General features: G+C 65.0%; 10 protein-coding genes. 8 read left to right on the top strand and 2 right to left on the bottom strand.

All coding sequences use genetic code 11. From position 1 onward, the window contains the following. Nucleotides 1-215 precede the first annotated feature (215 nt). From BraRD5C2_RS29965 to BraRD5C2_RS29935, 7 genes are all read left to right on the top strand, one after another. Nucleotides 216-911, top strand: coding sequence for a cytochrome c biogenesis CcdA family protein (locus BraRD5C2_RS29965; protein ID WP_223974728.1), 696 nt, complete (start codon nucleotides 216-218; stop codon nucleotides 909-911). A gap of 18 nt (nucleotides 912-929) precedes the next feature. Next, a complete protein-coding gene (locus tag BraRD5C2_RS29960) occupies nucleotides 930-1,508 on the top strand; it encodes a thioredoxin family protein (RefSeq protein WP_223974726.1) in 579 nt (192 codons plus the stop codon). Between the two features lie 76 nt (nucleotides 1,509-1,584). Continuing rightward, the gene (locus BraRD5C2_RS29955) at nucleotides 1,585-2,991 is read left to right on the top strand and encodes a cytochrome ubiquinol oxidase subunit I (protein WP_223974724.1); all 1,407 of its coding nucleotides are present in this window, start codon (nucleotides 1,585-1,587) and stop codon (nucleotides 2,989-2,991) included. Then, the gene (gene cydB / locus BraRD5C2_RS29950; RefSeq protein ID WP_223974722.1) at nucleotides 2,988-3,998 is read left to right on the top strand and encodes a cytochrome d ubiquinol oxidase subunit II; all 1,011 of its coding nucleotides are present in this window, start codon (nucleotides 2,988-2,990) and stop codon (nucleotides 3,996-3,998) included. Before BraRD5C2_RS29955 ends, cydB begins: the two co-directional genes overlap by 4 nt. Continuing rightward, nucleotides 3,998-4,129 (top strand): DUF2474 domain-containing protein, encoded by a 132-nt coding sequence (locus BraRD5C2_RS29945; protein WP_223974720.1) that lies wholly within the window; start codon nucleotides 3,998-4,000, stop codon nucleotides 4,127-4,129. Before cydB ends, BraRD5C2_RS29945 begins: the two co-directional genes overlap by 1 nt. 167 nt (nucleotides 4,130-4,296) lie before the next feature. After that, nucleotides 4,297-4,890: a L,D-transpeptidase gene (locus tag BraRD5C2_RS29940; protein WP_223974718.1), complete on the top strand. Its 594-nt coding sequence runs from the start codon at nucleotides 4,297-4,299 to the stop codon at nucleotides 4,888-4,890. A gap of 64 nt (nucleotides 4,891-4,954) precedes the next feature. Continuing rightward, nucleotides 4,955-5,992 (top strand): amino acid ABC transporter substrate-binding protein, encoded by a 1,038-nt coding sequence (locus tag BraRD5C2_RS29935; RefSeq protein WP_223974717.1) that lies wholly within the window; start codon nucleotides 4,955-4,957, stop codon nucleotides 5,990-5,992. Between the two features lie 198 nt (nucleotides 5,993-6,190). Here BraRD5C2_RS29935 and BraRD5C2_RS29930 read toward each other — a convergent pair whose 3' ends face one another. Both BraRD5C2_RS29930 and BraRD5C2_RS29925 read right to left on the bottom strand, forming a co-directional pair. Continuing rightward, nucleotides 6,191-7,330, bottom strand: coding sequence for an acyl-CoA dehydrogenase family protein (locus tag BraRD5C2_RS29930; RefSeq protein WP_223974716.1), 1,140 nt, complete (start codon nucleotides 7,328-7,330; stop codon nucleotides 6,191-6,193). Nucleotides 7,331-7,491: 161 nt separating this feature from the next. Next, nucleotides 7,492-8,676, bottom strand: a complete 1,185-nt coding sequence (locus BraRD5C2_RS29925) for an acyl-CoA dehydrogenase family protein (RefSeq protein WP_223974715.1) — start codon at nucleotides 8,674-8,676, stop codon at nucleotides 7,492-7,494. Between the two features lie 168 nt (nucleotides 8,677-8,844). Here BraRD5C2_RS29925 and BraRD5C2_RS29920 point away from each other — a divergent pair, with 168 nt between their 5' ends. Beyond that, nucleotides 8,845-9,390, top strand: a complete 546-nt coding sequence (locus BraRD5C2_RS29920) for a carboxymuconolactone decarboxylase family protein (RefSeq protein ID WP_223974714.1) — start codon at nucleotides 8,845-8,847, stop codon at nucleotides 9,388-9,390. The last annotated feature ends 9 nt before the right edge of the window (nucleotides 9,391-9,399 follow it).

The following is a 9,399-nucleotide window of genomic DNA, read 5'->3' as shown; positions in this document are numbered from 1 at the left end:
GTCCGGTCTTTCCCGGATTGTCCTAATTTGTCGCAGCGAGTGTCCGAATCAGAACAGCACCCGCGCCGCCGTGAGGCTGAGCACGGCTCGTCTCACACGGACGTGACGGCGCCGGCGATTGCTTGGCCGTAACGGCCACGCCGTCGTCGCGAAGAACATCAGGCGTACCCGGCACGGCCTTCTGGCGCGCCGGGACTTCTGATGGACGGACGACGATGCTCAGCCTTGCCCTTGCCCTGCTTGCCGGTGTCGCCACCGTCGCCGCTCCTTGCACCCTGCCGATGCTGCCGATCCTGCTTGGGGTATCGATAGGCCAGACCGGCAAAGCGCGGCCCGCGATGATCGCGCTCGGCTTCGTGATGTCATTCTCTGCGGTGGCATTGCTGCTGAGCGCGATCACGCGCGCCTTCGACTTCGATCCCAACCTGTTGCGGACCGGCGCTGCGATCCTGCTCGCCGGCTTCGGCCTCCTGATGATCTGGCCGGTGCCGTTCGAGTGGCTGTCGATCCGGCTGACCGGCGCGGCCGGCAGCCTCGGTCAGGCCGGGCCGTCGCCGAGCCTGTTCGGCGGCTTCGTGCTCGGCTCGACGCTCGGCCTGGTCTGGACGCCGTGCGCCGGTCCCGTGCTCGGCTCGATCCTGACCATCGTCGCGACCTCGAAGGATACGGCGTGGGCGAGCCTGCAGCTCGTCACCTACGCGATCGGCGCCGCGATCCCGATGCTTGCGATCGCCTATGGCGGGCAGGCCGTGACCACCCGCGTGCGCAGCATGGCGCGGATCGCGCCGCGGCTCCAACAGGGATTTGGCGTCGTGATCATCGCCTTCGCCGCGCTGTCCTACCTGCAATACGACACGCTGATAGTGGCGTGGCTGACCCAGTTCTATCCCAACGGCCAGATCGGCCTGTGAGCTCATAAGGAGAGATCGATGTCCCTGCGCTTGATTGCTGTATCCACGCTGGTGGCGGGCCTTGGCCTCGGCGGCGCCGTCATCCCCGGCCTCTGCACCGAGTCCAACGCGCCGGCCGTGCCCGTTCCGATGGCGACCGCGATGACCACCGCGCAGAGCCAGGCCGCGCCCGAATTCTCAGGGATCAGCAACTGGTTCAATTCGCAGCCGCTGAAGCTCGCCGATTTGCGCGGCAAGGTCGTACTGGTGGATTTCTGGACCTATGGCTGCGTCAACTGCGTCAACACGCTGCCGCACGTCACCCAGCTCTATTCAAAGTACCGGGATCGCGGCCTCGTCGTGATCGGGGTCCACACGCCGGAATTCCCGTTCGAGCATTCGGCCTCCAACGTGCAGGCGGCGCTGAAGCGGCACGGCATCCTCTATCCGGTGGCGCAGGACAACAATTCACAGACCTGGAACGCCTACCACAACGAGTATTGGCCGGCGCAATACGTCATCGACCAGAGCGGCAAGATCGTGTTCTCGCATGCCGGCGAGGGCAGCTATGACGAGATCGACCGCACCGTCGCCCGGCTGCTCAACGCCAATAGCTGATCGGACAATCCGCCCTGTGTCGTCGTCGCATCTGGCGTGGTAGGGTCCACGCCAGGTCGACGGCAGGTGGTGGATCATGTTCGAAGGCTGGGATGCGGTCGTACTCGCCCGCGCGCAATTCGCTTTCACGATGTCGTTCCACATCGTGTTTCCCGCATTCTCGATCGGGCTTGCGAGCTATCTCGCGGTGCTCGAAGCGCTGTGGCTGGCCACCAAGCGCGAGGTCTACATCAACCTGTTCAATTACTGGCTGAAGATCTTCGCGGTCGCGTTCGGCATGGGCGTGGTCTCGGGCATCGTGATGTCCTACCAGTTCGGCACCAACTGGTCGTCCTTTGCCGACAAGACTGGGCCGGTGATCGGCCCGATGATGGCCTATGAGGTCCTGACCGCATTCTTCCTCGAGGCCGGCTTCCTCGGCGTGATGCTGTTCGGGCTCGAACGTGTCGGCCCCAGGCTGCATTTCGTGGCGACGTTGATGGTCGCGATCGGCACGCTGATCTCCGCGTTCTGGATTCTGTCGGCCAACTCCTGGATGCAGACGCCGACTGGCTATGCCGTCAATGCCGACGGCCAGTTCGTCGCCGCCGACTGGCTCAAGGTGATCTTCAATCCCTCATTCCCCTATCGCCTCGTGCACATGGTGCTGGCGGCGTATCTCACCACCTCGCTGGTGGTCGGCGGGGTCGGTGCCTGGCACCTGTTGCGCGACCAGCATCTCGCCGGCCCGCGCGTGATGTTCTCGATGGCGATGTGGATGGCGACCCTGGTGGCGCCGATCCAGATCCTCGCCGGCGACCAGCACGGCCTCAACACGCTGGAGCACCAGCCGGCCAAGGTGATGGCGATGGAAGGCCACTTCCAGAGCCACAAGGACGGCGCGCCGCTGATCCTGTTCGGCTGGCCCGACCAGCGTGAGGCCAAGGTCAAATACGCGATCGAGGTGCCGAAACTGTCGTCGCTGATCCTGAAGCATTCGCTCGATGCACCGCTTGCCGGCCTCGACACCGTGCCGCGTGAAAACTGGCCGCCGGTGCCGATCACCTTCTGGGCATTCCGCATCATGGTCGGGCTCGGCTTCCTGATCCTCGGCCTCGGCCTGCTCAGCCTGCTGATGCGCTGGCGCGGCATGATGTACCAGTCACCGCTGCTGCATCGCTTCGCGGTCCTGATGGGCCCGGCGGGCTTCATCGCGGTGCTCGCCGGCTGGATCACCACCGAGACCGGGCGGCAACCGTTCACCGTCTACGGGCTGCTGCGCACCACCGATTCGGCATCGCCGCTGGCGGCGCCGGCGGTGGGCTCGTCGCTGATCGCCTTCATCATCGTCTATTTCGCCGTGTTCACCGCGGGGGTGATCTACATCCTGCGGCTGATGGCGCAGCCGCCGCATCCCGGCGAGCAGGGCCCGACCAAAGACCTTCCCGCCCGCGCGGCCGGCATCACGCCGGCGGCAGGTGCTGCCGTGGAGGGCGCGCGATGAGCATTCCCATCGACCTCCCCACGATCTGGGCCTTCATCATCGCCTTCGCGGTGTTCGTCTATGTCGTGATGGACGGCTTCGACCTCGGCCTCGGCATCCTGTTTCCGCTGTTTCCGCAAAAGGCCGATCGCGACGTCATCATGAACACGGTGGCGCCGGTGTGGGACGGCAACGAAACCTGGCTGGTGCTCGGCGGCGGCGGCATGATGGCGGCGTTTCCGCTGGCCTATGCGGTGCTGATGCCGGCGCTCTACACGCCAATGATCGCGATGCTGCTCGGCCTCGTGTTCCGCGGCGTCGCGTTCGAATTCCGCTGGCGCACCCAGAAGGCGCGCAACAAATGGGACCTCGCCTTCGCCGGCGGCTCGCTGGTCGCGACGCTGGCGCAGGGCATCGCGCTCGGCGCCATCCTGCAAGGCATCCATGTCGAGGGACGCCACTATGCCGGCGGCTGGTGGGATTGGCTGACGGCGTTCAGCGTGCTGACCGGCATTGCGCTGGTGATCGGCTATGCGCTGCTGGGGGCGACCTGGCTGGTGATGAAGACCGAAGGCGAGCTGCGCGAGCGCGCCTATCATCTGACGTGGGTGTTGCTGGTCGCGATGCTGTGCGCGATCGGCGCCGTCAGCATCGCAACGCCGTTCCTGGCCGTGCAGTACACCCAGCGCTGGTTCGCCTGGCCCAACATCATCCTCACCGCGCCGGTCCCGATCGCGGTCGCCGCCGTCACCGCGCTCTTGCTGCGTGCCCTCGGCAACAAGAATGACCACCAGCCGTTCTTCCTGACGCTGGCGTTGTTCGGACTGTCCTATGCCGGGCTCGGCATTAGCATGTATCCATACATCGTGCCGCAGAGCATCACGATCTGGCAGGCGGCGTCGCCCGCCAACAGCCAGATCTTCATGCTGTTCGGGGTCTCGATCCTGGTGCCGCTGATCCTCGGCTACACCGCCTGGGCCTATTGGGTGTTCCGCGGCAAGGTGCGCCCCGGCCACGGATACCACTGATGTCACCACCGGGCCCGAATCAGCGGCCGCTCGGCCAGCGCCTGTTGTGGTTTGCAGCGCTCTGGCTCGGCGGCGTCGGCACGGTGACCCTGGTCTCTTTCGCGTTGCGACTCTGGATTGCGCCGAAATAAGGCCGCCACGCGGCGTGCCACGGGTCCAGTGACAAAAAACAGAAGCATTACAGTGATATAGTGTGATGCCCGCCCTAAACTTGCCATCAAGCTGCCGCTGAGATTTGATGCCTCGCGCGATTTGGGTGGAGCAACCATTGGCCGCGCGCCAACAAGGAGAGCTTTGCATGACGAAACTTCGTCACCTGGTCTGGATGTTGATCGCCACGGGCGCGCTCGTGCTGTCGACGTCGCAAGGCTTTGCCCAGAACCGCCCGGACGCCGACGAGCCGGGCCTGGTCGCCGACGACAGCTATGAGCTCGATCCGGAATGGCAGAAGCAGGTCGTCTACTACCGGACCAATGAGGCGCCGGGCACCATCATCGTCTCCACCGCCGAACGCCATCTCTATCTCGTGCAGGGCAACGGCCGTGCACTGCGCTACGGCATCGGTGTCGGCCGCGACGGCTTCACGTGGCAGGGCCTGGTGACCATCACCCGCAAGGCCGAGTGGCCGGATTGGACCCCGCCGCCGGAAATGATCGCCCGCCAGCCCTATCTGCCGCGCTTCATGGCGGGCGGCCCGGGCAATCCGCTCGGCGCGCGCGCGATGTATCTCGGCACCACGGTGTACCGCATCCACGGCACCAACCGGCCCGACACCATCGGCACCGCGATCTCGTCCGGCTGCTTCCGCTTGGTCAACGCCGACGTCGCCGATCTCTACAACCGCGTTCCCGTCGGCACCAAGGTGATCATCCGGCAGAAGCCCGAACTGTAATTTCGACCCACCCGCCTTCGATATCCGACCTGTTTTTCCCCCGATCATTCGCGAGAGAGAACCCATGCGTACATTTCGAGGCGGCCTGACGATCGGGCTCGCGGTCGCCGCACTGGTTGCGGCCGCCGCCATCACCTATGAGCGTTACGACACCCGCACGCTGAAGCGCACCGTCCGCCGCGGCGACGTGCTGTGCGGCGTCAACAAGGGCCTGCCGGGTTTCTCGATCCCGGACGACAAGGGCAACTGGACCGGCTTCGACGTCGACTTCTGCCGCGCGGTGGCATCGGCGATCTTCGACGATCCGACGAAGGCGAAGTTCGTTCCGCTCGACGCCAGCGAACGCTTCAAGGAGCTGCAGAACCGCAAGGTCGACATCCTCTCGCGCAACTCTACCTGGAGCATGTCGCGCGAGACCAATTACGACCTCTATTTCCCGGCGGTCGCCTATTATGACGGCCAGGGCTTCATGATCCCGCGCGCGCGCAACATCGATTCCGCGCTCGACCTCAACGGCAGCAAGGTCTGCGTGCAGGCCAACACCACGACGCAGCTCAACCTCGCCGACTATTTCCGTGCCAACAACATGAAGTACACGGAGATGAAGTTCGACAAGCTGGAGGATGTCGTGAAGGCCTATGACACCGGCCAGTGCGATACGCTGACGTCGGACGCCTCGCAGCTCTATGCGCTGCGGCTCAACCTCTCGAAGCCGAACGACCACACCATCCTGGCCGACATCATCTCCAAGGAGCCGCTGGCGCCCGTGGTCCGCTTGCGCGACGACGACTGGATGATGATCGTGAAGTGGACGCTCTACGCCATGATCAACGCCGAGGAGCTCGGCATCACCTCGAAGAACATCGACGAGGCGCTGAAGTCGAAGAAGCCGGAAGTAATGCGGCTGGTCGGCACCGAGGGCTCCTATGGCGAGGATCTCGGCCTGACCAAGGACTGGGCCGTGCGCATTATCCGCCATGTCGGCAATTACGGCGAAGTCTACGACCGCAACGTCGGCGCCGATTCCAAGCTGAAGATTCCGCGCGGCATGAACCAGCTCTGGAACGCCGGCGGCGTCCAGTACGCCCCGCCGATCCGGTAAACGGCAGCGTACCAGGCCACAGCCGCCACCGCACGCTCAACTGTCGTCACCCGGCTCGACCGGGTGATCCAGTACGCCGCGGCTTCTCGGCTCAAGCACAACCGTCTCTGGAATACTGGATCGCCCGGTCGAACTGGGCGATGACAGAGTGTTGCGTGGCGACGACGCCGCATTATGCGGCGGCGCTGGCGTTCCCGATCAGTATCCCTTGCCGCTCGCCAGCTGGTCGGTGTGGAAATTGCTGTCGCCGAACAGCTCCTGGCAGACGCGGGCGCGTTTCATGAAGAAGCCGATGTCGAACTGGTCGGTCATGCCCATGCCGCCATGCATCTGCACGCCTTCCTGCACGGCGAGCGTCGCAGTTGTGCCGGCGCGCGCCTTGGCGACCGCGACCGCAGTGGCAGCCTTGCCCAGATCGGCATCGAGCGCCTGCAGCGCCTTCAGAACGGCGGCGCGGGTGATCTCGATATCGATGTAGAGCTCGGCGGCGCGGTGCTGCAGCGCCTGGAATTCGCCGATCGCCTTGCCGAACTGCTTGCGCTCCTTCAGGTAGGTCACGGTGCGGCCGAACACCTCGTCGGAGAGACCGACCATTTCGGACGCGACCGCGCCGCGGCCGATATTGAGCACGCCTTCGAGCAGCCCAAAGCCCTGATCGACCTCGCCGAGCACACTGTCGGCATTGACCTCGACATTGTCGAACACGATGCGCGCCGCGTTGTGCGAATCGACCATCGCGGTGCGCTCGACCGCGAGCCCCTTGGCCTTCGGATCGACCAGGAACAGCGTCAACCCGTTCTTATCGCCGGCGCTGCCGACCGTGCGCGCCGCGACGATCAACAGATCGGCGGTGTGGCCGTCGACCACGAAGGCCTTGTCGCCGGACAGCTTGAAGCCGTTGCCGGAGCGCGCCGCCTGCAACTTGGTCTGCAGCGGGCGATGTTTCGCGCCCTCATCGATCGCCAGCGCTGCGAGCAGCGAGCCATCGGCAATCTTCGGCAGATGCTGCGCCTTCTGCGCCTCGCTGCCGCCGCGCGACAGCGCCGAGGCCGCAAGCACCGAGGTCGCGAGGAATGGCGAGGGCATCAAGGTACGGCCGATCTCCTCCATGACGATGCCGGCCTCGACGCAGCCAAGTCCGCTGCCGCCGAACTGGTCCGGCACCAGCAGGCCGGAGAAGCCCATCTCGGCAAAGGTCTTCCAGAGCTCGCGCGAGAAGCCGGTGGTGTCCTTGCCATCGCGCAAGGCGCGCAGATGCGCCACCGGCGCCTTGTCGCTGATGAGACCGCGCGCACTGTCGCGCAGCATGGATTGTTCTTCGGTGAGGACGAGGGCCATTGATGGATTCCGCTCTAACGTTCGAAGCTAATATGTCTGAGTTCGTCATTCCGGGATGGCCCGAAGGGCCAGGCCCGGAATCCATAACCACGATCGGGGGTTATGGATTCCGGGCTCGCTACTGCGTCGCGCCCCGGAATGACGGGTGGAGAGAGCGTGCCTCACGCCCCCGGCAGATCGAGGATGCGCTTGGCGACGATGCCGAGCATCACCTCCGAGGTGCCGCCCTCGATCGAGTTGGCCTTGGTGCGCAGCCAGGCGCGCGGACGGGCGCCGCCCCTGGAGCGGTCGCTCTCCCATTCCAGCGCGTCGATGCCGCCCGCCGACATCAGGATCTCGTAGCGCCGCTTGTTGAGCTCGGTGCCGTAATATTTCATCGCCGACGAGAACGCCGGATGCGATTGCCCGGCCTTGGCGAGATCGACCGCGCGCTCCGCCGCCGCGGCGAGCGCGGCCTCGTCGACCTCGAAGCTCGCGATCTGGCTGCGCAGCTGGGCGTCGTCGAGCCGGCCCTGCGCGTCCGCGCCGACCGAGTCGGCGGCGATCTGGCCGAGCGGACGGCCGACGCCGCGCTCGCCCATGCCCGAGATCATCGCGCGCTCGTGCTGCAGCAGATATTTCGCGACATCCCAGCCGCGATTGACGGTGCCCACGACATGCGATTTCGGCACGCGGACATTGTCGAAGAAGGTTTCGCAGAACGGCGAGTAGCCGGAGATCAAGAGGATCGGTTTCGTGGACACGCCCTTCGACGTCATGTCGAAGAGAATGAAACTGATGCCGTCGTGCTTCTTGGCGGCGGGATCGGTGCGCACCAGGCAGAAGATCCAGTCGGCATAGTTGGCGTAGGAGGTCCAGATCTTCTGGCCGTTGATGATGTAGTCGTCGCCGTCGCCGACCGCGCGGGTCTGCAGCGAGGCGAGGTCGGAGCCGGCGTTCGGCTCGGAATAGCCCTGGCACCAGCGGATCAGGCCCGCGGTGATCTTCGGCAGATGCTCCTTCTTCTGCTCCTCGGTGCCGTATTGCAGCAACGCCGGTCCGAGCATCGAGATGCCGAACGAGGTCAGCGGCTGGCGCGCGCCGATCGCCGCCATCTCCTGGCGCACAATCTTGGCTTCCTCGCCGTCGAGGCCGCCGCCGCCATATTCCTTCGGCCAATGCGGCACGGTCCAACCCTTGTCGCGCATCCGCTCGAACCAGACCCGCTGCGCGTCCGACGAGAATTTCGCGTTGCGGCCACCCCAGAAGGTGTCGCCATCCGACGTCATCGGTTTGCGCATCTCCGGCGGGCAGTTCTGCTCCAGCCAGGCGCGGGTCTCTGCGCGGAATTTCTCGAGGTCAGCCATGGTGCGTTTCCAGTCAAATTCGACGAATTGGATTCGACCTTAGACCTACGCAGCCGCCGAGTTCAATATGCCTCGCAGCCGCGCCATGCTCTGGCGTCGCTACTCACCTCGCGCGATCGGGTGTATCGCCGAAGTGGGGTAACGATTGAAAAACAAGAGGAAACGGACATGCGGCTGAAGCTGCTTTCGCCTAGCGAAATGAACCCCGCCCAGAAAGAAACCTACGACGAGTCGATCTCCGGCAAGCGCGGCGCGCCACCGGCGCCGATGATGGCCTGGCTCAACAGCCCGGAGATGGCGCGGCATGCCACGCGGCTCGGCGAGGTGCTGCGCTTCGACACGGTATTCCCACCGAAGCTGTCGGAGATCGCGATCCTCGTCACCGCGCGGCACTGGACCGCGCATTACGAATGGTATGCCCACAAGCGTCTCGCGCTGAAGGGCGGCCTCGATCAGAAGATCATCGAGGACATTCGCGTACGCCGGACGCCGACTTTCGACGACCCCAAGGCAAAAATGATCTACGACGTCGCCAAGGCGCTGCACGAAGGTCACGGCCTGCCGAAGGGACTGTATGACGAGGCGGTCGAGGTGCTGAGCCTGCGCGGCCTGGTCGAGGTGATCGGCCTTTGCGGCTACTACACCATGGTGTCGATGACGCTGAACACGTTCGAGTTCCAGCTGCCCGGCGGCGAGTTGTCGGAGCTCTGCTAGATCAGGCCG

Origin of the sequence: Bradyrhizobium sp. RD5-C2, assembly GCF_019972155.1 — a bacterium.
Taxonomy (GTDB): domain Bacteria; phylum Pseudomonadota; class Alphaproteobacteria; order Rhizobiales; family Xanthobacteraceae; genus Bradyrhizobium.
Note: the sequence above shows the minus strand (reverse complement) of the source record. Positions and strands in the feature narration are given on the sequence as shown.